The 24,019-nt window shown below is 70.0% G+C and carries 22 protein-coding genes; 2 read left to right on the plus strand and 20 right to left on the minus strand.

All coding sequences use genetic code 11. The features are described from left to right. Nucleotide 1 precedes the first annotated feature (1 nt). The 4 genes from H8S61_RS02410 to H8S61_RS02425 form a co-directional block, all read right to left on the minus strand. Nucleotides 2-2,338 (minus strand): molybdopterin-containing oxidoreductase family protein, encoded by a 2,337-nt coding sequence (locus tag H8S61_RS02410; RefSeq protein ID WP_186937838.1) that lies wholly within the window; start codon nucleotides 2,336-2,338, stop codon nucleotides 2-4. A 172-nt stretch (nucleotides 2,339-2,510) separates the two neighbouring features. Then, nucleotides 2,511-2,711, minus strand: coding sequence for a ferredoxin family protein (locus tag H8S61_RS02415; RefSeq protein WP_186937839.1), 201 nt, complete (start codon nucleotides 2,709-2,711; stop codon nucleotides 2,511-2,513). Then, on the minus strand, nucleotides 2,708-3,676 hold the full coding sequence (locus tag H8S61_RS02420) for a LysR family transcriptional regulator (RefSeq protein ID WP_186937840.1): 969 nt from the start codon (nucleotides 3,674-3,676) through the stop codon (nucleotides 2,708-2,710). Before H8S61_RS02420 ends, H8S61_RS02415 begins: the two co-directional genes overlap by 4 nt. 493 nt (nucleotides 3,677-4,169) lie before the next feature. Next, nucleotides 4,170-5,093 carry a DMT family transporter gene (locus H8S61_RS02425; RefSeq protein WP_222617578.1) on the minus strand — a complete coding sequence of 308 codons (924 nt, stop codon included), beginning with the start codon at nucleotides 5,091-5,093 and terminating at the stop codon, nucleotides 4,170-4,172. 94 nt (nucleotides 5,094-5,187) lie between these two features. On the opposite strand from H8S61_RS02425, the gene H8S61_RS02430 reads away from it, so the two are divergent. Beyond that, nucleotides 5,188-6,063 carry a LysR family transcriptional regulator gene (locus H8S61_RS02430; RefSeq protein WP_160942452.1) on the plus strand — a complete coding sequence of 292 codons (876 nt, stop codon included), beginning with the start codon at nucleotides 5,188-5,190 and terminating at the stop codon, nucleotides 6,061-6,063. A 20-nt stretch (nucleotides 6,064-6,083) separates the two neighbouring features. Here H8S61_RS02430 and H8S61_RS02435 read toward each other — a convergent pair whose 3' ends face one another. The 5 genes from H8S61_RS02435 to H8S61_RS02455 form a co-directional block, all read right to left on the minus strand. Beyond that, nucleotides 6,084-6,836 carry a formate dehydrogenase accessory sulfurtransferase FdhD gene (locus H8S61_RS02435; protein WP_160942451.1) on the minus strand — a complete coding sequence of 251 codons (753 nt, stop codon included), beginning with the start codon at nucleotides 6,834-6,836 and terminating at the stop codon, nucleotides 6,084-6,086. 4 nt (nucleotides 6,837-6,840) lie between these two features. After that, nucleotides 6,841-7,788 carry a formate dehydrogenase accessory protein FdhE gene (locus H8S61_RS02440; RefSeq protein ID WP_186937842.1) on the minus strand — a complete coding sequence of 316 codons (948 nt, stop codon included), beginning with the start codon at nucleotides 7,786-7,788 and terminating at the stop codon, nucleotides 6,841-6,843. A gap of 114 nt (nucleotides 7,789-7,902) precedes the next feature. Continuing rightward, a complete protein-coding gene (locus H8S61_RS02445; protein ID WP_160942449.1) occupies nucleotides 7,903-8,667 on the minus strand; it encodes a cytochrome b/b6 domain-containing protein in 765 nt (254 codons plus the stop codon). Continuing rightward, nucleotides 8,660-9,586, minus strand: coding sequence for a 4Fe-4S dicluster domain-containing protein (locus H8S61_RS02450; RefSeq protein ID WP_160942448.1), 927 nt, complete (start codon nucleotides 9,584-9,586; stop codon nucleotides 8,660-8,662). Before H8S61_RS02450 ends, H8S61_RS02445 begins: the two co-directional genes overlap by 8 nt. 12 nt (nucleotides 9,587-9,598) lie before the next feature. Beyond that, the gene (locus tag H8S61_RS02455; protein WP_186937843.1) at nucleotides 9,599-12,736 is read right to left on the minus strand and encodes a molybdopterin-dependent oxidoreductase; all 3,138 of its coding nucleotides are present in this window, start codon (nucleotides 12,734-12,736) and stop codon (nucleotides 9,599-9,601) included. 458 nt (nucleotides 12,737-13,194) lie between these two features. Here H8S61_RS02455 and selD point away from each other — a divergent pair, with 458 nt between their 5' ends. Continuing rightward, nucleotides 13,195-14,253: a selenide, water dikinase SelD gene (gene selD / locus H8S61_RS02460; protein ID WP_186937844.1), complete on the plus strand. Its 1,059-nt coding sequence runs from the start codon at nucleotides 13,195-13,197 to the stop codon at nucleotides 14,251-14,253. Between the two features lie 62 nt (nucleotides 14,254-14,315). On the opposite strand, the gene H8S61_RS02465 is transcribed toward selD, so the two are convergent. The 11 genes from H8S61_RS02465 to H8S61_RS02515 all read right to left on the minus strand — a co-directional run bounded on the left by H8S61_RS02465 (nucleotide 14,316) and on the right by H8S61_RS02515 (nucleotide 23,952). Beyond that, complete coding sequence (locus H8S61_RS02465; RefSeq protein ID WP_186937845.1) at nucleotides 14,316-15,470, minus strand: double-cubane-cluster-containing anaerobic reductase; 1,155 nt, start codon at nucleotides 15,468-15,470, stop codon at nucleotides 14,316-14,318. Beyond that, the gene (locus H8S61_RS02470) at nucleotides 15,460-16,230 is read right to left on the minus strand and encodes an acyl-CoA dehydratase activase (protein ID WP_154332045.1); all 771 of its coding nucleotides are present in this window, start codon (nucleotides 16,228-16,230) and stop codon (nucleotides 15,460-15,462) included. The genes H8S61_RS02465 and H8S61_RS02470 overlap by 11 nt, the downstream gene beginning before the upstream one ends. A gap of 153 nt (nucleotides 16,231-16,383) precedes the next feature. Continuing rightward, nucleotides 16,384-16,623, minus strand: coding sequence for a putative Se/S carrier protein (locus tag H8S61_RS02475; RefSeq protein ID WP_186937846.1), 240 nt, complete (start codon nucleotides 16,621-16,623; stop codon nucleotides 16,384-16,386). A gap of 3 nt (nucleotides 16,624-16,626) precedes the next feature. After that, nucleotides 16,627-17,769 carry an aminotransferase class V-fold PLP-dependent enzyme gene (locus tag H8S61_RS02480; protein WP_186937847.1) on the minus strand — a complete coding sequence of 381 codons (1,143 nt, stop codon included), beginning with the start codon at nucleotides 17,767-17,769 and terminating at the stop codon, nucleotides 16,627-16,629. 35 nt (nucleotides 17,770-17,804) lie between these two features. Further along, nucleotides 17,805-18,431: a sulfurtransferase-like selenium metabolism protein YedF gene (gene yedF, locus H8S61_RS02485; RefSeq protein ID WP_186937848.1), complete on the minus strand. Its 627-nt coding sequence runs from the start codon at nucleotides 18,429-18,431 to the stop codon at nucleotides 17,805-17,807. 56 nt (nucleotides 18,432-18,487) lie between these two features. Continuing rightward, the gene (locus tag H8S61_RS02490; RefSeq protein ID WP_160942439.1) at nucleotides 18,488-18,784 is read right to left on the minus strand and encodes a putative Se/S carrier protein; all 297 of its coding nucleotides are present in this window, start codon (nucleotides 18,782-18,784) and stop codon (nucleotides 18,488-18,490) included. Nucleotides 18,785-18,794: 10 nt separating this feature from the next. Then, nucleotides 18,795-20,069: a double-cubane-cluster-containing anaerobic reductase gene (locus H8S61_RS02495; RefSeq protein WP_160942438.1), complete on the minus strand. Its 1,275-nt coding sequence runs from the start codon at nucleotides 20,067-20,069 to the stop codon at nucleotides 18,795-18,797. Between the two features lie 227 nt (nucleotides 20,070-20,296). Beyond that, nucleotides 20,297-21,514 (minus strand): chloride channel protein, encoded by a 1,218-nt coding sequence (locus H8S61_RS02500; protein WP_186937849.1) that lies wholly within the window; start codon nucleotides 21,512-21,514, stop codon nucleotides 20,297-20,299. Then, nucleotides 21,514-22,128 (minus strand): carbonic anhydrase, encoded by a 615-nt coding sequence (locus H8S61_RS02505; protein ID WP_186937850.1) that lies wholly within the window; start codon nucleotides 22,126-22,128, stop codon nucleotides 21,514-21,516. The genes H8S61_RS02500 and H8S61_RS02505 overlap by 1 nt, the downstream gene beginning before the upstream one ends. Nucleotides 22,129-22,203: 75 nt before the next feature. Then, the gene (gene fdhD / locus H8S61_RS02510; protein ID WP_186937851.1) at nucleotides 22,204-23,100 is read right to left on the minus strand and encodes a formate dehydrogenase accessory sulfurtransferase FdhD; all 897 of its coding nucleotides are present in this window, start codon (nucleotides 23,098-23,100) and stop codon (nucleotides 22,204-22,206) included. Nucleotides 23,101-23,118: 18 nt separating this feature from the next. Beyond that, entirely contained in the window at nucleotides 23,119-23,952 is an 834-nt protein-coding gene (locus H8S61_RS02515) for a formate/nitrite transporter family protein (protein WP_244977509.1), read from the minus strand. Nucleotides 23,953-24,019: the final 67 nt, after the last annotated feature.

Below are 24,019 nucleotides of genomic sequence, written 5' to 3' on the forward strand. Positions count from 1 at the left end.
GCTACTCACCTTCCTTCTTCTTGACGATGCGGCACAGGGTGCTGCGCAGCCCCGGCGTGAGGAACTCGTCGTTGTACGCCCGATCGCTCGTCAGCGTGTTCGCGTTCGAGCTGCCATCGGGGTACCCGGGCAATCCCAGCGCCGGGCACGCCTGCCACCAGCCGTGCGGGATGACGCACACGCGCGGGTCGATGCCGTCGCTCGGGCGCGCCTTCATCGTGATGCGGCCGGTGGGCGATTCGATCCACACCCACTCGTCGCGCTCGATGCCCAGCTCCTCGGCAAGCGACGTGTGGAAGACCACCTGCGGCTCGGGCACGATCTCGCGCAGGTGCGGGATGCCGCGGAACGCCGAATGGTAGTAGATGGGATAGCGGCGGCCCGTCACGCCGGTCAGCGGGTACTCCTTCGCGATGTCGGGCGTGGCGTACACGCTCTCCTTCGGCTCGGCGGCCTCGGGGAACGGCTTCGAGCCCGAGACGAGCTCGATGACCGAGTACAGCTCCGCACGGCCGGTCGGCGTGCCGAAGCCGTTCTCCTCGAAGTCGCGCGACGGCATCATGGGCACGTGATGGATCCATTTCTCCTTCAGCTCGTCCCAGGTGACGCCCGCATGGGTCTGTTCGAGCTGCCAGTCGAACAGCTCCTCGTCGCTCTCCCAGGGCCACCATTCGGGGCTGAGCCGGTGGCCGAACGTGCGCCAGAACCACACGTCGCTCTTGCGCTCGTACAGCGGCTCGACCGCCTTCTGCTGGCCGAACACCCACTCGCTGCACACCTCGTCGGCCAGGTAGTCGCGCTCGGTCCAGTGGGTGGAGGGCAGCACGAGGTCGGCCAGCTCGCACGTGGGCGACAGGTAGTAGTCCATGCACACGAGCAGGTCGAGCTGCATGAGCGATTCCTTCACGAGCGCGGTGTTCTCGGCCCACGACAGCGGATTGCCCTGCACCATGATGTAGCCCTTGACGGGATACGGCTCGCCCGTGCGCATGGCCTTGAACAGGCACGTGGGGTTCGAGATGCCGTACACGGTTCCCGCCGCGCGCTCGTCGACGATGCGCAGCTCCTTCTGGGTTTCGGGCTCTGCGCCGGTCAGCGGGCCCATCTGGTTCCAGAACGGCATGCTCAGGTTGCCGCCGCGCTTCTCGAGGTTGCCGCAGATGGCGATGATGCAGTTGACCAGCTGCAGGATGTCCTTGCAGTTCGTCTGCTCCTCGAGCCCTTGGAACACGTTGATCGTGGCCGCGGGGGCCGTGGCGTAGGTTCGGGCCGACGCGCGGATGGTATCGGCATCGACCCAGCTCATCTTCGCCGCCTCTTCCGGCGTCCAGCGGTCGGCGCGCTCCTTGAGCCCGAGCCACACCGTCTTGACGGGCACGCTCTGGCCGTCGGCCGTCTCGATCATGCCGCGGAACTCGATGTCCTCGTCGACGCCCTTGGCATGGATCTCCGCCAGGGATTGCGTGGCCTTGTCCCACACGAGCATCGCCTGGGGGTTCCCGCCCTCCTTCACGATCGCCTCGTTCAAGGGGACCTCGGCGCCTTCGATGACGAGCATGGGGGCGTTCGTGTGCTTCTGGGTGAACGCCCGGTCGTACAGGCCCTCGTTCATGATCACGTTGAGCCACGCGTAGGCGACGTACACGTCGGCCCCGGGGCGTACGCCCAGGAAGTGGTCGGCGCGCGCCGCAAGCGGGTGCTCGAAGAACGGGTCGATCACGATGAGCTTCGCGCCGCGGTCGCGGCTGCGCCCCACCTGGCCCGACGTGTAGGTCGGCTCGGTCCACACCGAGTTCGCGCCCCAGAACACGATGCAGTCGGCGTGATCGAAATCGCAGCCGTCGAAAGTCGGGAACATCCCGAACTGCAGAAAGGCCTGCACCATCATGGGGACGAGGCAGATGTTGCCCGGCGACAGGCTGTGGTGCACGCGCCCGCCCGCGTTGCCGGCGCGCCCGGTCCACTGGTTCGTGCCGCGGCCCGTGCCCTGCCCGTAGGCGATCGTCTCCGCGCCGTACTCGGCCGTGAGCGCCTCCACCCGCTGCGCGAGCCACTCGATGGCCTCGTCCCACGTGATCTGCTCCCACTCGCCCGCGCCGCGCGCTCCCAAGCGGCGCAGCGGGTAGCGCAGCCGGTCGGGATCGTAGAGGATCTTGGGGGCCGACAGCCCCTTGCCGCACATGCGCCCCTCGCTGCGCGGATCGTCGGGGTTGCCCTTCACGCCCACGAGCACGCCGTCCTTGTCCACCTCGCACAGGACGCCGCACTTCGCATGGCACTCGAAGCAGTTCGTCTTGACTATCTTCCCTCCGTCGGGAAGCGCTACGACCGATGACATAGGTTGCCTCTCCTTTCCTCGGTTTCGGATCCGCGAACCATCCCCCTTCCCCTCGCCACCTTCCGATACCCCTGATTGTGAGAAGCGCGCGGCCGGTTGGCAAACAGGAAAGCGAGGAGCCCCCACAAGAAAACCTTGTGGGGGCTCCGGAGGACGCGGGTCGAACGGGCCGCTAAGAGAACAGGCCTTTGCGCCTCACGATGGCGCGCAGCTTGCACGCGTCGCGGCACGCGCCGCATCCGTCGCACAGCTTCCGGTCGATGGCCAGCCGCCGATCGGCGGTCTCGAGCACGGCTCCCCGCGGGCAGACGTGCTGGCAGGAGCCGCATCGGCGGCAGATGCGCCGGTCTATCTCGTAGCGGACGGGCCTCATCCCGCATCGACCGCCTCGGGCGCGGGGGGCCAGGCAAGCGGGAAGCGCTTGCCGTAGTCGGCGCACACGGTTTCGAGGTACCGCCGGAAGAACGACACGAACCGCTCGGCCGCCGGATCGCGCACCGGCCCGAGCACGCCCGTCACGAAGCGCACGCCGTCCTCGATGGAGACGCACGCATGGCCTTCCGGCAGCCCGTTGAGGAACAGGGACAGCGAATCGGTGAAGCTGACCGTGCGGGGGTCGTCGATCAACCGGCCCAGCAGCTCGAGGTTCGAGGTGCTCGTCGAGATGTCGGCCCCTTCGACGCCCTTGAGCAGGTGGCGCACGAGGCGGATCAGCAGCGCTTCGTTGTAGCAGGCGATGCGCACGCCCGCGAGCTCCGATCGGGCGATCTGCCGGCGCTCCGAGAACGGGGAGCCGGGCCCGCAGTACAGCATGAGCTCGGAGACGACCAGCGGGTCGAACGCCGGGCCGATCCGCCCGATGATGGCGTTCATGAACGTGGGGACGTTCACCAGGTACAACGCCTCCGGATCGAGGTCGGGGTAGGCGCGCACGATGTCGAAGATGCCCTGCTCGACGAACACGAACGGCTCGTCGACGGCGACGGCCTCGCGATACGCCTCGAAGATGGGGGAAAGCACGTTCATGGCGTGCGGCGTGGTGACCACGCGGACCGGCCCCGCCCCGCCGTCGCTCGCAGCGCGCCCCAAAGCGGCGACCGTCTGCATGCGGCGGTAGGAGGAGACGACGGACGAGGCTTCCTTCGCTATGCGCTCCCCCGCCGCGGTCAGCTGCAACGCCGTGCCGGTGCGCTCGAACAGCTCGACGCCCAAATCGTGCTCGAGCGACTTGATGACGGAGCTCGCGCCCTGCTGGGAGATGTAAGACGAGCGCGCCGCGCACGAGATGGACCCTTTCTCGACGACGGAAAGGAACAGCACGATGGATTCGATTCGCACAGCTTGCCCCCTCGCTTCCACGCGCGACGCCTCGGCGGCGGCGCGCAGCCCCATGGCCGCATGGTAGCACAAACGGAGCAGGCGATTCGACTGGCACCCCGTTCGCGACTTCGGGCGATGCGCAACGCGAACGAGCGAGCATACCGGTCATCGGGGCCGCTTTGCGCACAGCACGCCATCCGGTAGCGACCGGGAGGACATCGTCTGCATGCGATTCGCCCCACTATGCACGAAAACCGTCGACGTGCGAGCCTTCGGGGCCGTCCAAAGCCGTCGCCGTGCCCGATCCTGCCCGCTACGGCATCCACTCCGAACAGGATCGTCCTTTTCATCTGGGGTTTTCCGTAAAGCTGATCGCAGCGCGCGACCGCACGGCAGCGGAAGGTTTCGCACGTCGCCGGTTTTTGTGCAGAAAGCGCCCGATCCGCGCTTCGGGCGCAGGGCGACGGGCTCGAGCCGGGTGCGAGCGCCTGGCCACACTTCCCAGAGCTCCCTAGCGAGCGGCTGCCCCGGACGCGGGCCGCAGCGGGCGGGCGGCTCTCGAGCGGCGCTTGCCCGACAGCTCGGCCGCCGCGGCGCCGCCCACCACGAGCAGGGCCCCGGCCAGCTGCACGAGCGCCATCTGCTCGTGCAGCAGCAGCGTGGCGAACGCGAGCGCCGACAGCGGCTCCAGGTAGCCGCACACGGCCACCGTGCCGGCCGGCAGCTGCGGGATGGACGAGAAGTACAGGTAGCACCCGAGGCCCGTGTTCACCACGCCCAGGAACAGCGCGGGCGCGAGATCGCCCGGCGCGGGCAGCGCGCTGCGCACCACGGCCGCCACGTCGAAGCCGTGCTGCGCCGCGAGGATCGCCGCCACGGTGACGAAGCTGGCCACGAGCTGCACGAGCGAGCGCTCGAGGCCGTCGGCGCCCTGCGCCTTCTTGCTGAGCACCACCATGAGCGCGAACAGCGCCGCCGCGGCCAACCCGAACGCGAGCCCCCACGACAGGCCGCCCCGCTGCAGCGAGCCGCCGTTCACCAGCACCATGCCCGCCAGCACCACGGCGATGCCGCCCACCTTCGCGCGGCTCAGGCGCTCGCCGAACATGAGGGGCGACACGGCGATCACGAGCACCGGGCCGCAGTAGTACGCGAGCGTGGCCATGCCGACGCCCACCTGCTGGTACGCCTCGTACAGGAACATCCAGCTCGCGCCCATCGCCGCGCCGGACGCGACCAGCAGCGCGAGGCACCTCGGGCTGCGCAGGCACGCGAGCCTCCCGCGCGCCAGCACGAACGGCACGACGAGGAACAGGCTGCCGACGAGCGTGCGCAGAAGCACGATCTGCCCGCTGCCGAGCGCGATCATGCCCGCCACGGCTCCGTTGGAGCCGAACAGCAGCAGGGCTGCGAGGTATTTCAGATGCGGTTTCATCACGGCGAATCAGGATACGCTTCCCGCTTGCATCGCAAAAGCGAATGTTTATCATAGTTCGCATGATGTTTTGGAATGCAAAGGGGATCGCCGGATGGACACGAACGTGCAGAAGTACCTCGCCTTCTCGAAGACGGTGGAGCTGGGCAGCTTCACGAGCGCGGCGCGGGCGCTGCACTACACCCAATCGGGCGTGAGCCGCATGATCGCCGACCTCGAGCGCGACTGGAACGTGTCGCTGCTCGAGCGCGGCCGCGCGGGCGTGAGCCTCACGTCGGAGGGCCGCGCGCTGCTGCCGTTCGCCGAGGAGGTGTGCGCGGCCCACGCGCGCCTGCAAGCGCAGGTAGACGACTTGAACGGGCTGCAATCGGGCCTCATCCGCATCGGGACGTTCTCCAGCGTGGCCGCCCACTGGCTGCCCAACATCGTGAAGGAGCTGCAGAAGGACCACCCCGGCATCGACTACGAGCTCGTGCTGGGCGACTACGCGGAGATCGAGGGCTGGATAGCCGAGGGCCGCGTCGACTGCGGCTTCGTGCGCCTGCCCACGCGCCCCGAGTTCGACGTGCTGCCGCTCGAGCGCGACGAGCTGCTGGCGGTGCTGCCGGAGGGCCACCCGCTGGCGTCCGGCGAGCGCTTCCCCGTCGCCGCCCTCGAGGCCGAGCCGTTCATGCTGCTGGCGAAGGACAAGAACGCGGAGGTCGCCCTGGCGCTCAAGCGCCTGGGCGTAGAGCCGGACATCAGGTTCACCACCTGGGACGACTACGCCATCATGTCGATGGTGGAAAGCGGGCTGGGCATCAGCCTGCTGCCGCGCCTCATCCTGAGGCGCACCCCCTACCGCATCGCGGCGCTGCCGCTCGACGTGCCCGTCTACCGCGAGATCGGCCTCGCGCTGCGCGACCGCGAGCGCGCCCCGCGCGCCGTGCGCCGGTTCACGGAGTACCTCGGCTACCGCGAGAACGGCTGAGCGGGCGGCGGGAGCCGGCCCTACCCCGTCACGCGCTCGGGGCGCGACAGGACGCGGACGCGGCCGTCGCGGCAGTGCGACACGAGGGTGACGCCGAGCTCCTCGGCGCGGGCGACGGCCTCGTCGGTGGCCGACTTGCGGCTCACCAGCACGGGGCAGCCGGCCCGGTAGGCCTTGAGCGCCATCTCGCAGCTGATGCGCCCGGTGATGAACAGAGCCTTGTCGCGCACGTCCACGCGGTCGAGCCACGCCTGGCCCACGAGCTTGTCCATGGCGTTGTGGCGCCCGATGTCCTCGCGCACGAACAGCAGCGCGCCCTCGCCCGCCGCGCCCAGCCCGCAGCCGTGCACGCACGCGCCGGTGTTGCGGCGCGGGCTGCGCTCGCACAGCTCGTCCATGCACGCCAGCAGGTCGTCGGCGTCGAAGCGCGCCGCCGTCTCGAGCGCCGCCGGCGCATCCACGCGCCGCGCGTCGCGCAGCAGCGCCGAGCTCGCACAGCCGGCCGACGTGACGCGGTGCAGGGGCACGTAGCCCTCCGCGGCGCACTCGCCGCTGGCCACGTACACCGCCGCCTCCTCGGGCACGGCGGTCACCTCCACGAAGCAGTCGCGGTCGGCGATGAGGCCTTCGGACAGCAGGTAGCCCACCGCCAGCTCCGGCAGCCCGAAGGGGCTGCCCTGGCTCACCGCCACGGGCACGTCGTTCAGGTAGATGCGGATGGGCCGCTCGGCCGATTCGCTGCGCGCGGGAGCGGGGTACTCGACGATGGCCATGGCGCTACCCTCGCGCCGGCGCTTCGGCGGCCGTGCCGGCCTCGGTGCCCTCGCCGGCCGTCGCCGCATCGGCGGCGGCGCGCTGGTAGGCCACGAGGTCGAGCTTGGCCATGAGCACGTCCTCCACCTCGAACGAGAACGGCGCGAGCGCCTCCTCCTCGTACACGGTGCGCGTGTAGCCGCCGCACTCGTCACAGGTGGCCAGGCGATGCGCCTCGTCGCCCTCGAGGTTGAAGTAGTGCAGGTGCCCTTGGTTCTGCGTGCCGCAGCGCGCGCAGCGCACGCGCTCGAAATCCCACACGCAGCCGCAGCAGCCGCACCACAGGCGCTTGCCGCGCCCCTGCGCCGCCGGCGCGCCGCTCACCTGCGCCACGGCGGCCTCGCCGCCGCACACGGGGCAGCGCACGCCGTGCGGCTCGTCGGCGCTCGCCGCGCGGCGCGCCTGCTCGATGGCCGTCGCCGGGCCCTCCAGCAGCGCGCGTAGCGCGAGCGCCGCCGCGGCGGCGCCGATGCGGGCCGCGTCCTCGTCCATGCCGTCGTCCTCGAGCAGCCCGGCGAACGACTCCACGTAGGCCGCCGGGTCGCTGCCGGCCAGCGCGAGGTCGCTCGCCGCCGCCATGCGCTCCCAGCTCGTGCGCGCGAGCGCCTCGCTCGTCGACGCCGCGAAGCCGCCGCGCTCGGCCATGAGCGCGGCCACCCGCTCCATCGCGCCCGCCAGCGCGTCGGCCTCGAGCGCGGCCGGCGCCTGCGCGAGCGCGGGCTCGCCGGCCCGCGCCCACGCCCGCAGGCTGTCCGCGTCGGGCAGCGGGTACGCCGCGGCCGCGTCGGCGCGCGCGGCGGCCTCGTCGGCCGCGCCCCACAGCTCGCGGAAGAACGCGAGCCGCGCGTTGTCGGCGTCGTCGAGGTTCGTACGGTACGCGGCGATGGCCGCGTCGATGGCTTTGAGGTTCATATGCTTGCATCCTATCGATTCGGTGTCCCTGCCCGCGCCGCGCATGCCGCGCGGGCAGGACGTTCGTGCCACCGCGCGGGGCGGTGGCACGAACAGGCCGTCTTGCCGATACGCTTACTTCGTCTTCTCCACCACGTTCTGGCCGGTGGCGATCTCCTCGCGAGCCCAGTGGCCCCAGTGGTACAGGGCGTCGGACTCGGACACGGTGCCGTCGCCGAACATGAGCTTGGCCGTGCCGCGGTACGGCTGGAAGATGCCGGCGCCCAGGAAGATGTGCGCGAGCGCGAACACCGCGATCAGCAGGAAGCCCACGTCGTGCAGGAACAGGAAGATGCCCTGCGCCCCGCCGAAGTCGACCACCGTCGAGCCCAGCAACAGCAGCACGCCCGTGATGCCCATGAGCGCGCCGGCGAACCACAGCATGCCGTCGGCGAAACGCTGGCCGCTCTTGACCTCGCCCTGGTCGGGCATGTGGATCCACTTGGCCATGAACAGGTACGGGAAGAACAGGATCATCCACTTCTTGTCGTCGGAGTCCCACTTCGCGAACAGGTTCTTGAAGATGTGGACCACGCCCTTCGGCGCCATGATGGCGCTGACGAGGGGCACGGCGACGAAGATGACGCCGATGACGCGGTGCGACATGCGGATGAGCCACACGGCGTCCGGGCCCGCCATCGCCGCGAGCGCGGGAACGAACACGAACAGCCCCGAGATGCACAGCAGGATGCACGCGATGATGGTGACGTCATGCGTGACGCGCGCCTGCAGCGAGTGGCGCTTGATGTAGCGCTCCTTGCCGCTCGCCGCCATGCTTGCCAGGAACGCCTGGTTCTTGGCGGCCTCCTCGGCGGAGACCGAGACAGGTCCCTTATTCATCGTTGCCTCCCTTCTTGCCGCCCAGGTTCTCCATGATATGCTCCTTCACCGACTCGGTGTCCTGGCCGTCGCCGTGCTTGACCACCTGGCCGGTGTCCACGTCGATGGTGTCCTCCGTGTCGGCATTGTACGCCAGCTTGTCGCGCTTGTAGCCGATGCCGAGGGCGAACATGGCGGCCAGGCCGGCCACCGTCACGCCCGTGGCCACCGCCGTGACCGGCTTCATGATCTGCGTCAGGCCGACCATCGGGTTCACCTGCGGATCCTCCACCTGGCCGTGCGCGGCCACGCCGTGCTTGAGCACCTGGACGACGTGCAGGCCGCCCACCTGGTCCTCGCCGTACACGGCGGCGTCGGCGTAGCCCTTGCCCTGCAGGTAGCCCACGCGCTCCTTGGCCTGGGCCAGCAGCTCGTCGCGGTCGCCGAACACGAGCGCGCCGGGCTGGCACGTCGTGACGCACGCCGGGGCCAGGCCCTGCTCGATGCGGTCGAGGCAGCCCGTGCACTTGTTCATGCGGCCGTTGTCCTCGCGGTACTGCGGCACGTCGAACGGGCAGGCCGTGGAGCAGTACTTGCAGCCGATGCACTTGGAGTCGTCCACGCTCACGAGCCCCGTGGCCTCGTCCTTGAACACCGCGCCCGCCGGGCAGATGACGGCGCAGGGGGCGTCGGTGCAGTGCTGGCAGCTGCGGCGCCCGAAGGCCCACTTCACGCCCTTGTCCCCGCCGGCCTCCTCGTGGAAGCTGACCAGGATGCGCGTGGTGCCGTTCAGGTCCATCGGGCTCTGGTACGAGCCCGTCGAGGGGTTCCCGTTCTTCTCGAGGGTGGACGGCAAGCCGTTCCAGCACTTGCAGGCCACCTGGCAGCCGCGGCATGCGGTGCAGCGGGAGGAGTCGAACAATATGGCTTTCTCACTCATGGCTCACCCCTCCTATGCCTTCTCGATGTCGACCAGGAACGCCTTGTACTCGGGCACCCAGCAGTTCGGGTCGCCCACGTTCGGCGGAAGGTCGTTGACGATGTCGCCCGTGGCGAAATCGCCGGCCCAGCCGAAGTGGTGCGTCATGCCCACCTGGTGCACCGTCTCGCCGTTCACCTTGAACGGCTTGAAGCGCGGCGTCACCAGCGCCATGACCTCCACCGAGCCGCGGTTGTTGAACACGCGGACGCGCTCGCCGTTCTCGATGCCCTTCTCGGCAGCCAGCTCGAGCGACACCTCGACGAACTGCTCGGGCATGGCCTCGTTGAGCGCGGGGCACGTGCGGGTCTGGCCGCCGGTCTGCCAGTGCTCGGTGACCGAGTAGGTGGTCACCGCGATGGGGTACTGGCTGCGGTCGCCGCGCTTGACCGACTCGAACTCGGCGAAGCGGACGCACGGCGAGTTCTGCCTGCCGTTCATCTGGTTGTCGGCCGGGCTCTCGAAGGGCTCGTAGTGCTCGGGCAGCGGCCCGTCGCCCATGCCGTAGCTCTCGAGGCGCGCGTTCTGCTCCCACAGCATCATGAACGCCTTGTTGTTCGGGGGCACCGGCGTGCCGTTGGACACGGCCACGAAGTCGCCGACGTCGTTCTGCACCCACTTCTCGCCCGTCCACTCCACGAGCACCCGGTTCGGGTTCCAGGGCTTGCCCTCGAGGTCGGCCGAGGCGCGGTTGTAGATGATGCGGCGGTTGAGCGGCCAGGCGTACGACCACTTGGGATGCAGGCCGAGCCCCGACGGGTCGTCGGTGACGCGGCTGCCGATGGCCTGCTCGGCCGGGTCGAGCGGCGCGTCGTTGTTGGCCCAGAAGCCGGTGTAGATCCACATGCCGCAGGCCGTGGAGCCGTCGGCCTTGAGGTTCGCGAACGTACTCAGCAGGTCGGGGGCGCCGTTCTCGAAGCCGCCCTCGGCATAGTTGTAGCCGTTGAGGGCCCAGGCCACGGGGCGGGGGTCGATCTTGCCGTCCACGTAGTAGTCCCACTTCGTGTTCACGATGGGCTCGGGCGCCACGCCCTTCTCCTTCTCGTACAGATCCACGATGGCCTTCCACAGCACGTCGCAGATCTCGTAGTCGGGCTTGGCCTCATCCCAGGGCTCGACGGCCTGGTAGCGCCACTGCAGCCAACGGCCGGAGTTCAGGATGGTGCCGGGCTTCTCGTAGATGAGCGCCGCGGGCAGGAAGTACACCGTGGTGTCGACGTCGGCGGCGTTCATGTCGGGGGCTTTCCAGAAGGTGGCGGATTCCGTCTCCACCCAGTCGGCCACCACGAGCCAGTCGAGGTTCGCCATGGCGCGGCGCACGTTGCTCGCGTTCGGCGCCGAGTGGCAAGGGTTCATGCCCCAGTTGAAGTAGCCTTTGATGACGCCCTGGCTCATGAGCTCGAACGAGCCGATGATGGAGTAGTCGGGGCTCTTCGGCACCTTCGGCCACCAGTCGTAGCCGTAGTCGTTGTCCACCGTGGCCGCGTCGCCGAACCACTCCTTGAGCGCGGAGACGATGAACTTCGGCTTGTTGGTGTAGTAGCCGTCCGCATACGTCTCCTTCTCGCACCATTTGCGCAGAGACGGGGTGCCGTACTCGGTGGGCCAGTTCAGGTACCCGGGCTGGTTCGCCACGAGCATGCCCATGTCGGTGGCGCCCTGCACGTTCGGCTCGCCGCGCAGCGCGTTCACGCCGCCGCCGGCCACGCCGACGTTGCCCAGCAAGAGCTGCAGGATGCCCATGGAGCGGCAGTTCTGCGCGCCGTAGGTGTGCTGCGTCTGGCCGAGGGCGTACAGGATGGTGCCGGACTTGTCGGGAGCGCCCGTGGACGCGTAGGTGGCGTACACCTTCTCCAGCAGGTCCTTGTCCATGCCGCACACGCTGGACACGGCGTCCAGGTCGTAGCGGGAGTAGTGCTTCTTCATCTGCTGGAACACGCACATCGGGTCCTGCAGGGTCATGTCGCGCTTCGGCACCTCGACGGTGGGAGGCGTGAACGCGGGAACGCCCTCGGCCGCGGCCCAGGCGTAGGCGCCGCCCTCGGAGGTGTCCCATTCCTTCGTGGACTCCACCTGGTAGTGCCAGGTCTTCGCGTCATAGGTGGCGCTGTCTTTGTCGAAGCCCGAGAAGATGCCCGTCTCGACGTCGAAGGAGTACTCCTCGTTGAGCAGGTAGGACGCGTTCGTGTAGTTCAGCACGTACTCGTGCTGCCACAGGTCGTGCTCGATGATGTAGTTGAACAGGCCGCCGTAGAAGGCGATGTCGGTGCCCGAGCGGATGGGGCAGTAGATGTCCGCCATCTCGGCCGAGCGCGTGTAGCGCGGGTCGACGACGATCCACGTCGCGCCGTTGTCGAGCGCCTTCTGCACCCACTTGGAGGACACGGGATGGTTCTCGACGTTGTTGGAGCCGATCGTCATGATGACGTCGGCGTTCTGCATGTCGCAATAGTGGTTCGTCATGGAACCGCGACCGAACGTTGCTGCCAGACCGGCAACCGTGGGGCTGTGTCAAACACGAGCCTGGTTGTCGATGGCTATCACCCCTAACGAGCGCATCATCTTGTTGATGAGGTACTCTTCCTCGGAGTTCTGCTGGCTGCCGCCCAAGCTGGCGATGCCGTGGCACCGGTTCACCGTGATGCCGTTGGCCACCGTCTCGAACGTCTCGTCGCGGGTCTTCTTGACCCACTTCGCGATCTCGGCGACGGCGTCGTCCCAGGTGATGTCCTCCCACTCGGAGGCGCCGGGACGGCGCACCATCGGCTTGGTCCGGCGGTTCGGGTTCTTGATCACCTCGCGCGTGGCGGGATCCACCACGTTGCGCAGCTGGAACATCGTGGCGCCCTTCGGGCACAGGCCGCCCTGGTTGATGGGGTGGTCAGGATCGCCTTCGATGTTCACCAGCTCGCCGTCGCGGGTGGAGCATATCACGCCGCATCCGCCCGAGCAGTAGCAGCAGATGTTCGTGTACTCCTCCGTGTTGACAAGCTTCCAGTCGGCGGCAGGCTCGACGGCCAGCGCCTCCGACTGTGAGGACAGCTCGAACGCCATGGTGGCGGCGAACGCTGCGCCGGTGGCTTTGAAGAAGCCCCTGCGTGACAGGTTCATGTCCTCGTTCTCCTTCCTTCTCGTCCGTTGAGAATCATGCCCGAGACCAGCGGGAGAACGTCGCCGAGGGCATGGGAGACGTCGTCCTGCTCGTGGTGCCCGATTGCATGCTGTGCCGGGACGGCAGCCCTCCACCGCCCGACCATCGCGATCTTAGCAAGCGCGCCCAGATCCGACGTAATTAGTTTCTGATGATATGGGTCGTTTTATGCGCAAACTCCCTTGATTCCCTCGTGGAATATTCGGTAAGCGTCACTCGACGGGAAAAGCGCCCGAGCGAGCGGTCGCTTTCCCGTGGCGGACGGCGACCCGTCTCCGGTAGACGGTGCGTTTGCCACCGCGGTGCGGTATCGACGAACGGCCTGGATAACGCGTCGGCGGCAGGGCGCTCGGAGGGAGCGCGGGACTGCTATACTGGCTGGCAGCAACCAATCGTGTTCCGTGCGGAAGGAACGTCCATGAGCGAGACCGAGCGCATACGCCTCACCCACCTCACCGAGAAGGGCGGTTGAGCGGCGAAGTGGGGTCCGGGCGACCTCGAAGAGATACTGAAGGACATCGCGCCGCCTCCCGACGCCGACCTGCTGCTGGGCTTCGACACGTCCGACGACGCCGCCGTGTACCGCTTGGACGACGAGACGGCAGCCGTGCTGACGCTCGACTTCTTCACGCCGGTGGTGGACGATCCCTACGAGTTCGGCGCCATCGCCGCGGCCAACGCGCTGTCCGACGTGTTCGCCATGGGCGCGAAGCCGCTGACCGCGCTCAACATCCTCGCCTTCCCGTGCAGCCTGGGAACCGACGTGGTGGGTGCCGTGCTGCGCGGCGGCGCCGACAAGGTGGCCGAGGCCGGCGCGTTCGTGGTGGGCGGCCATTCCATCGAGGACGACGAGCCCAAGTACGGGCTGTCGGTGTTCGGCACCGTGCACCCCGACCGCATCGTCCGCAACGGCGGCGCGCTGCCGGGCGACGCGCTGTTCTACACGAAGGCCATCGGCTCGGGGCTCATGAACTCGGCGTTCCGCGCCGGGTTCGAGGACGACGAGGGCATGCGCCCCGTCATCGACTCCATGATGGAGCTCAACAAGGCGGGCGCCGAGGCCATGGCGTGCGTGCACGTGCACGCCGCCACCGACGTGACGGGCTTCGGGCTGGCGGGCCACCTCCACGAGATGCTCGACGCCTCCGGCGCCTCGGCCGAGCTCGTCTGGGAGGACCTGCCCCTGTTCGAGGGCGCCTACCGGTACTCCTGCGACTTCTGCCGCCCCGCCAAGACGTTCGGCATCGTGGACTGGGCGCGCGCCTTCGTGGAGCAGGGCGCGCTCGACGACGAGGAGTTCGAGAACCGCATGGGCGTGCTCTGCGACCCGCAGACGTCGGGCGGCCTGCTGGTGGCCGTGGCGCCCGAGGAGGCCGCTGCGTTCGCGGCGGCGTTCGAGAAGGCGGCCGGCAGGAAGCCCGCGAGAATCGGCAGCGTGCGGGAGGGAACGAGCGGCACCATCGCGATGCGCGCGTGAAAACGTCCCAAAAGGGGCCTGGCCCCTTTTGGGACGTTAGGCGGATTCGCCAAGAAAAAGCGCTACAGCATCTCGATGAACGCGGCCAGCCTGGTTCCCACCTGGCCGCTGTCCCCCGGGGAGTAGTCGGTCTCCAGCTTGAGGTACGGGATGCCCTCGTCCTCCATGCGACGCTGCACGCGGGCGGACTCCACGTTGAACGTGTGGCACGCCTGCAGCACCACCTCCACCACGCCGTCGGCGCGGTAGGCGCGGGCCAGGTCCACCGCGTTGTCGATGCGGGCCCCGTTCGGCGTCATGACCGAGCAGTTGATGGCGAGGTAGCGATCGGCGATGGCGCGCAGGATGTCGTCGGCGTCCTCGTCGACGAGCAGGCGGTTCGCCCTCTCGCCCGAGCAGTCGTCGAGGCACACGATGACGCCGCCGTGCTCTTCGATCACCTTGCCCACCTTGTTGATGACGCCGCCCGACGGGCAGCCCGTGAGCAGGATGCGCTTGGCCGAGGCGCTCACGGGGCGCTCGCCCGCCGCGTAGGCGCGCTCGCGCTCGTCCGCCAGCGCCTCGAGCCGCTCGACGAAGGCCTCCACGTCGAAGCTGAACGTGCTGGCCAGCAGCGTGCTCATGAGCTCCACGCCATGCACGGCGGGCGGGTCGTTCAGCTGCAGCTCGTAGAGCCGCACGAGCGCGCGTCGGTAGCGGTTGCGCAGGCGCGCCGCGGCCCGCAGCTTCTCGTCGGTGATGCGCGCGCCGAAGCGGCGCTCGAGCTCTTCCGCGAGCAGCTTCACCTCCTCGTGCCAAATGTCGGCGGCGTAGGAGCGCGCCTGGCTCTGGGGCAGGTGCAGCACGTGCACGTCCTTGAGGTCGGCCAGCAGCTCGTACATCTTCTTCTTGCCGTCGCAGGTGGTCTCGCCCACGATGATGTCGGAGAAGTAGGTGTACGGGCACTTCTCGGTCAGCGCGAAGCCGTAGGTGCCCTTGATGAGCGGGCACAGGTTCTTCGGCAGAACGGTCTCGGCGTCGGGGATGGCCTCGTCGCTCATGCCGCACAGGCCGATGGCCGCCATGCCGGCGGCGTCGATCACCTCGAGCGGCGTGTACGAGCACAAACACCCCGCCAGCTTGCCGCCCTGCTCCTTGTACTCCTTCGCGGCCAAAAAGCCGCGCTTGCGCGCCTCGTTGAAGTCCTCGAACGTGCGCGGCAGCCCGCTATCCGTCACGGCGATCCTCCCCCTCCGCCGCCAGCAGCGCCGCGCCCACCGCGCCGGCGAAGCGCGCCCGCGCGTCGGTGGCCACGGGCGAGCCGAGGCGCGCTCCCAAGCGCTCGATGAAGTACTCGTTCTCGCACAGGCCGCCCGTCAGGTAGAAGGGCGCGCCCTTGCCCTGCGCCACGAGCACCGACACCCGCTCCACCACCGACTCGATCACGCCGTACGCGATGTCCTCGCGGGGCGTGCCCGTGCCGATGAGGCTGATGACCTCGGACTCCGCGAACACCGTGCACATGGACGAGATGGACGTGGGCGCGCCGGCGCGCGCGAGGCGCGCGAGCTCCTCCTGGCTGACGCCGAGGCGGTTCGCCATGACCTCGAGGAACTTGCCCGTGCCGGCCGAGCACTTGTCGTTCATCGCGAACTTCACCACCTTGCCGCCGCGCAGCACGATGACCTTCGTGTCCTGGCCGCCCACGTCCACCACGGTGCCCTCGCCGCCGAACAGGAAACCGGCGCCCTTGCCGTGGCAGGTGATCTCGGTGACCACGCGGTTCGCGTAGGGCACGGCCACGCGCCCGTAGCCGGTGGCTGTGCAGGGCGCGTCGAGCGCGTCGAAGCCCCGGGCGCGCAGCTGCTCAGCCAGGCGCTCGGCCGCGTCCACGCTGCTGAACCCCGTCGGGCACACGAACGTCGCGACGAGCTCGCCGCCCTCGAGCACCGCAGCCTTCGCCGCCGTGCTTCCTATGTCGATGCCGATAGAAGGCATGGGTGAGGTCCTTTCGTCTTTTCTCTTGGCGCGGAGGAGAGCGTGCCTGTCGTGCGGCGTATCCGCGCCGATGAGAGAACCCGCAGGTCGTCCCATCGGCGCGGGCGAGTCGCACGGCACGCCCATCCCCCTCCGCGCCACGTGGCGGGGCGCCTAGTACAGCCCCACCTCGTGCACGGCCTCGTATGCCAGGCCGCCGCTCTCGAGGGCGTCCAGCAGCGCGCGCCGCTCCTCGGCCGGGACGCACCAGGCGAGGCCGCAGCCGGCGGATATCTCGGACGGGATGGGGATCATCCTGCCCGGGAAGCCCGTCTCGCGGGCGGCGGCCTCCACGGCCATCGCGTCGCTCGTGGACGCGAACGTCACCACGGCCTTCGGCGTCTTCTCCCGCACGGCTCAGGCCTCCTCGGCGATGGCGGCCACCGCGGCGATGCCGGCGTCCACCTCGTCCTCGTCGTTGAAGCTGCTGAAGCTGAACCGCACGGCGCCCTGGTCCTGCGTGCCCAGCGCCTCGTGCATGAGCGGCGCGCAGTGGGCGCCGGCGCGCGTGCAGATGCCGAACTCGGCGTTGAGCGCGTCGCCCACCGCCGCGGAGTCCAGCTCGCCCACGTTGAGCGCCACGATGCCGCAGCGTCCGGCGTCGCCGCCGCCTCCCAGCACCCGCACGCCCTCGATGCCGGCCACGCCGCGCTCGAAGCGCTCGGCCAGGGCCCGCACCCGCGCTCCCGTCTGCTCGACGCCGCGCTCCTCGAGGTAGGCGAGCCCCGCGCCCAAGCCGGCGATGCCGTGGGCGTTGAGCGTGCCCGCTTCCAGGCGCTCGGGCATGCGCGCGGGATGGCGTCGGTCGTAGCTGTGCGTCCCTGAGCCGCCCACCTTGAGCGGCTCCACGTCCACGCCCTCGGCAACCGCGAGGCCGCCCGTGCCCTGCGGGCCGTACAGGCTCTTGTGCCCCGTGAACGCCACGAGGTCGAGCCCGTCGCGCCCCATGTCGATGGGCACGACGCCGGCCGTCTGGGCGGCGTCCACCAGCAGCAGCACGCCGCGCTCGCGGCACATGCGGGCGATGCGCGCGACGTCGTACACGTCGCCCGTCAGGTTCGACGCGTGGGTGACGACCGCGAGGCGCACGTCCGGCTCGAGCGCCGCGTCGAGCGCCTCGTAGTCGAGCGCGCCGCGCGCATCGTGCGGCACCACGGCCAGCTCGCAGCCGCGCTCGTCCACCGCGCGGTACAGCGGGCGCAGCACCGAGTTGTGCGACGCGGCCGTGGTCACCAGCTTGTCGCCCGGCCGCACGAGCCCGTTCACGGCCGTGTTCAGCGCCTCGGTGGCATTGCTGGCGAAGGCCACCCGCGAGGGGTCGCCGGCGCCCAGCAGGCGCGCGAGCTGCTGGCGCGCCCGGAACACGGCGTAGCCCGCGTCGAGGGACGCCTCGTGCACGCCGCGGCCCACGCCGCCGAACCCGTTGATGGCGCGCGCCACCGCCTCGGCCACCGCAGGCGGCTTGGCGGCGGTGGTGGCCGCGTTGTCGAAGTAGATCATAGCTGTACGGTCCTTAGTCTCGCGCGCCGCCCGCCCTACGGGCGGATGATCCCGCGCGCGTTCGCCTGCTTGTCCACGATCACGTACATGTTCGTGGCCTCGCCCACTTCCAGCCGATCGGCCAGGCCGTAATGGTTCAGGCACGTGCCGCAGCTCATGATCTCCACGCCGGCCTCGGCCAGCGCGCGCAGGTCGTCGAGCGACGAGGAGCCGGCGCACGCCAGCTTCACGCCGCCGTTGTACATGAGCACCGTCGCCGGCAGCTCGTCGAGCTGCGTGAGGGCGAACACGAAGCCCTTCATGAGCACCGCGCCCAGCTCGTCGTCGCCCGAGCCCATGAACTCGGACGGGATGACCGCCACGACGCCGCCCGTCGGCGCCGCCTGGACGGCCGGGCACACGGCGGCGGCCGCATCCGCTCCGGCGGCGGTCCCGTCGCCTGCCGTCGCGCCCTTCGCGAACGTCACCGCGAACGCGGCCTCGCCGCGCTCGTCGCTGACCGCTTCCACCTTGAGCGTCTTGGCCAGCGCCTCGAGGTTGTGCACCGCGATCCTGTTGTCCACGAGCACCTCGAGCACGCCCTCTTCCATGGCCGCGAGCGCCTTCTTGGCGCGCACCACGGGCAGCGGGCACGCCTGGCCCCGTGCGTCGATCTGCTCCATCGCGATCCCTTCTTCCTTCGTCGTCGCGCGCCCCGCGCGAAGGCGGGGCGCGCTCGTCAGCAAAACGTATCGCGCCGCGCGTTGAGCTGGCGCGGCAGCCGGGCGACCCCTTCGAGCGGGATGCCCTCCTCCTGCGCGAGGCGCTCGATCCGCTCCACGTCGTCGCACGACGCGAGCAGCGACACCCCGCAGGATGCGCGCGCTGCGCGGGGCGTGGGCGATATGCGCACCGTGCACCCCGCGTCGCGCGCCGCTTCGTACAGACGCCAGCCGTCGGTGTGACTCGAGAACAGGATATAGCAATCCACGGGCCGCGCGTCCTCGTTCACCGTATCGGCAGCGTCTCGTTGCACGGCTTCGGCCCTACGCGTCCAGCATCTCGACGAACGCGCCGATGCGCGTGCGCAGCTGCTCGGCGTCGTTGTCGGCGTAGTCCGTCTCGAGGCCCAGGCACGGGATGCCCTCCTCGGCCAGCGCGTCGGCCAGCGAGCCCTTCTCCACGTCGTAGAGCGTGCAGAACTTGAGGTTCGCGTCGATCACGCCGTCCACCTGGTACTCCTTCGCCATGCGCACCACGTCCTCGATGCGGCCCGGGTTCGGCGTGAAGCACGCGCAGTTGTTCTTCATGTAGCGCTCGGACAGCGCCTGGAACATGCCGTCGAGCGTGTCGGCGCCCTCGTCCACCTCGTTCTCGAAGTAGCGCGTGCCCGTGCACATCTCCTCGCACACCACCACGGCGCCGCTCGTCTCGATGAGGTGGTGCAGCTTCCAGTTCGGGATGGCCAGCGGCGTGCCCGTGATCAGGATGCGCTTCGTGCCGGCCGGCACCACGCCCTCGCCGCGCTCGATGCGCTCCTCCAGCTCGTCGGCCAGCTTGTTGGCCATCTCGGCGCAGCGCACCGGGTCGTCGAAGAACGCGATCTGCATCATGAGCAGGGCGTCCTTGCCGCTGATGGGCACCGGGTCGGCCTTGCGGGCCTCGAACACGCGCGCCAGAGCGCGGCGCTTCTCGTTGATGGTGCGGATGGCGGCGGCCAGGTTCTCGGCCGTCAGCTCCTTGCCCGTCTCGGCCTCCACCTCGTCGGCGAACAGCGCGATCTCGTCTTTCCACGCCGCGATGTCCTTGGCGCGCTTCATCTGCGGCACGTCCATGACGTAGGTCTTCTTGTCGGCCCCGAGGATCTCGTAGGCCTTCTTCTTGCCGTCGCACGTGGTCTCGCCCACGTACATATCCGCCACGCTGAAGTACGGGCAGGTCTTGCCGAAGTGCGCGCCCAGCGACGCCTTGATCAGCGGGCAGATGCCGCTCGGCAGCACCTTCTCGCCTTCGGGCACCCAGAACTGCGAGCCGCCGCACAGGCCGGTGACGGCGCCGCCGCAGGCGACGACCACCTCGTCGGGCACGAACACGCAGAACGTGCCGAACACCTTGCCGCCCTGCTTCTGCAGCTCGATGAGCTCGGCCGGGCGCACGCCGTGGATCTCGGACACCACGAAGTCGTAGAACGCCATGCCTTCCGGTCGGTTCTCCTGCGTGAGGTACGTGTCGCCGAACGCCATCGGCAGCACGGCGCACAGCTGGTCGTGCGTTTCCAGATCCATACCCAAGTCTTCCCACATTGCCTGATAGTCAGTCATAGTGGCCCCCTTCGATACCAGTCGATAGTAAGCTTGCGCGATATTCGATTGCGATGCAGAATGGATGGAGCAGCGCCGCCGGACGCGCGCAGAAGCGCATGCGGGACGCAATGGGGTGCGCGGTGGTGAAACGCAGCCCCGCATGCAGAAATGGCACCCGCGCAGAAGTCGTGCCAATGCGAAGCAACGCAGTAATGATACCGTATGTCGGCCGCCCGTCGCAATCGTCAATTCCATGATCGGCGAGCGGTTTTCGTCACGAGGTCGTGCAGCAGCCCGCGCGGAGTCCAGGCGATCACGGCCGACTGGTACAGGCTGCACCGGTACGAGCACGCGAACGCGCACGCCGCCGCCAGCGCGCAGGCCGGCGCGGCCGCGAGGCCGAACAGCTCGGCGCCCAGCGCGACGGAGGCCAGCGGGCAGTTCGAGCAGCCCGCGAACAGGGCCACCATGCCGAGCGCGGCGAAGCTCGCGCCGTCGAGCCCGCTCGTGGCGGCGAACGTCGAGCCGAGGCACGCCCCGACGCACAGCACCGGCATGATCTCGCCGCCCTTGAACCCGGCGGCGAGCACGAGCAGGGTGAGCGCGGCCTTCGCGAGGAAGGCCTCGGGCGGCAGCGCGGCCCCGGCCAGCGCCGCGTCGATCTGCACCGCCCCCGTGCCGCCGTAGGGCGCCAGGTCGGTGAAGCCCAGCAGCATGGACACGGCCGCGCCGCCCACCACGATGACGAGCGGCACGGAGTCGAGGCGCGCGACGGAGCGGCGCAGCACGCGCAGCGCCACGCAGAACGCGCCCGCGACGACCGCGGCGGCAACGCCGAGCGCCACGACGGCGAGCGGCGAGGCGCCCGCCACGTCGAGCGCCGCGACGGCCGGCGACACGAGGCGCGCGCCGGCCGCGCGCGCCACCGCGAACGCGACGAGCGCCGACAGCGCGGGCGCGGTCAGGCGCGCGGGATACGCGAGGCGGCGGTGCATGACCTCCACGGTGAACACGGCCGCGGCGACCGGCGCCAGCAGCACCGCGGACAGCGCCGCCGCCATGCCGCACATGATGCAGGTTTCCTGGAGCCCCTCGTCGCGCAGCCCCAGCAGAGGGCCCAGCCACGACGAGACGCTGCCGCCCAGCTGCAGCGCCGCGGCCTCCTTGCCCACCGACCCGCCGCACAGAAGCGTGCAGCACGTGCCCAGGAAGATGGCCGGCGCGAGCGCCCGGGGAACGGGCCGCGAGGCGCGGGCCGCCTCGATGACGTCGGAGGTGCCCAGCGAGAACGGCAGGCGCAGCGCGCGGTACAGCCCGTAGGTGGCGAGTCCCGCCGCCGGCAGCAGCCACACGAGCCGCTCGTGCGCGTAGAACGTCGCCACCGCCAGATCCACCGCCCAGCCGAGCGCCACGGTGGCGCCGCCGGCCGCGGCGCCGATGGCGCACGCCGCGCGTGCGGGCATCAGTCCTCCCCCGGGCGGCGCGCCTCCCGCGCGGCGGGCGCGAGAAGCTCCACGCGCCCGCTGTCGAGGCGGTACACGCCGCCCAGCACCTCCACGCCCGCGCCCTCCACGAGGGCGCGGACCTCGGCGTCCCGCAGCAGCCGGTCCACCGACGCGCGCACGTTCAAGGCGCAGGCGGCGTAATCGTCCCGCTCGTCGCCGATGGCGGAGCGCACCAGGTCGGTGACCGCGCCCACGCAGCCCTCGGCGCCGCCCGCGATGGCCGCGCCCACCGCGCCGCAGCAGGTGTGCCCCAGCACCAGCACGAGGCGCGCGCCCGCGTGGGACGCGGCGTACACCACGCTCGCCAGCTGCGTGTCGGCCACCACGTTGCCCGCCACCCGCACGGTGAACAGGTCGCCGACGCCCGCCATGAAGATGTGCTCGGGAACCACGCGCGAGTCAGAGCAGGTGACCACGATGGCGAAGGGGCGCTGCCCGTCCACCATCGTGCGCTTGCGGACGAGCCGCGAGATGTCCGCGTCGTTGCGCACGGCGTCCACGTAGCGCCGGTTGCCCTCCATCAGGCGGTCCAGCGCCCGCAGGGACTCCCCTCGTTCGGCCTTCTTGTCCATGATGCCTCCCTTTCCACGCCGCGGAGCGTCCGCGGCGAGCGGTTGCGCCGCGCCCTGCGCCCCGCGCCCGCGCGCCTACAGCGCGATGAGCTCGGGGTGAGCGTACACGGTGAAGCGTCCGTCGCGCGCGAAGGCGGCCAGCGCGATGCCCTCCCGCTCGGCGAAGTCGAGCACGGCCGACGTCGGGGCCGACACGGTGGCCACGATGCGCACGCCCGCCCGGGCCAGCTTCGCCACCAGCTCGAGCGCGCAGCGGCTCGACAGGTAGGCGAAGCCGTCCTGCGGGTCGATCCCCGCGCGCAGGAGCGCGCCGACGAGCTTGTCCACCGCGTTGTGGCGCCCCACGTCCTCGCGCATGAGCACGGGCGCGCCCGAGCGGTCGGCGAACACGGCCGCATGGGTGGCGCCCGTGGCCAGGTGCATGCCCTGGGCGGGCAGCAGCGCGCGGCTCATGCGCCACACGGCCGCGGGCTCGAGCGGGGCGCACGCGCGCGCCGCGCCGGCGGCCGTGCGCGCCGCCGCGCCGGCGTCCAGCAGGCATCCCGGCAGCGCCGGGCCTCCCGCCTGCGGAAGCGCCGTCCGCGGCGCGCGCAGGCGCACGTCGATCGCGGCGGTGCCTCCGGCGAAGCGCACGTCCACGCCCGCCACGTCGCCCGCCTCTTCGACGAGGCCCGCCGCGAACGCCGCGCCGTAGGCGTAGTCCTCGAGGTCGCCCGGCGAGCACGCCGCCGCCGTCCAGGGGACGCCGTCCACCGCGAGGTCGACCCGCATCTCCACGGCCACCACCTCGGTGCGCCGGACGCAGCCGTCCTCGCGCACCAGCAGCGCCTCCACCTCGCGCATCGAGGCCGCACCCTCCGCGTCGGGCTCGGCGCGGAACTCGCCGCCGGGCCCGGGGCCGCATCCCTCCGCGGAGGCGCGCCCGCCCGCGAGCGCGCGCGCCTCCCCCGCATCCCGCCGCGTCGCCGTCATGCATGCGTCCACGGCAGCCTACTTCGTCTCGGGCTTCTTGTGGTAGATGTACCAGTACGCGAGCCCCACCAGGCCGCCGCCCACGATGTTGCCGAGGGTGACGATCACGAGGTTGAAGGCCACGCCGCCCACGGTGACCGCGCCGGCCGCGCCCACGCCCATCACGTTCATGAGCAGGCCCATGGGCAGGAAGAACATGTTGGCCACGCTGTGCTCGAAGCCGATGGCCACGAAGGCCGAGATGGGCAGCAGGATGCCGATGACCTTGTCGGTGACCGTGCGGGCCGAGAACCCGATCCACACCGCCAGGCACACGAAGATGTTGCAGAGGATGGCCTTGAAGAACATCGGCACCACGTCGAGCGCCACCTTGCCGGCGGCCACGCTGACGAACGTCGCGCCCACGGCGCCGCCGTTCATGCCCTGTGTGTTCGCGAGGTACACGAGCGCCACGGCGATCAGCGAGCCCACGAGGTTGCCCACCCACACGACGCCCCAGTTCTTGAACAGCTTCGCCCAGCAGATCCTCCCCGACGCCTTCGCGCACAGCATGAGCGCGTTGCCGGTGAACAGCTCGGCGCCGCAGCACAGCACGAGCGACAGGCCCAGGCAGAAGCAGATGCCGCCCACGAGGCGCTGCACGCCGAACGGCATGGTCGTGTCGCCCAGGAATAGGCAGAAGAACGTCGCGCCGAACCCGATGAACGCGCCGGCCAGGATGGCCGACACGAAGCACTTGCCGCCCGCCATCTCCGCCTTCGTGCAGCCGATCCCCTCGGCCTTCGCCTCGGTCTCCGCCGGCGACAGCGCGTCGGGCTTGAGCGCCTTCAACTCGTCTTGCGTCATTGCCATGATCTCGTCCCTTCCTCCAGCCGTATGTTTTGAAGCGCGTTGTCCGGACGGCGATGCGCCGCCGGGT

Origin of the sequence: Eggerthella hominis (assembly GCF_014287365.1) — a bacterium.
GTDB lineage: Bacteria > Actinomycetota > Coriobacteriia > Coriobacteriales > Eggerthellaceae > Eggerthella > Eggerthella guodeyinii.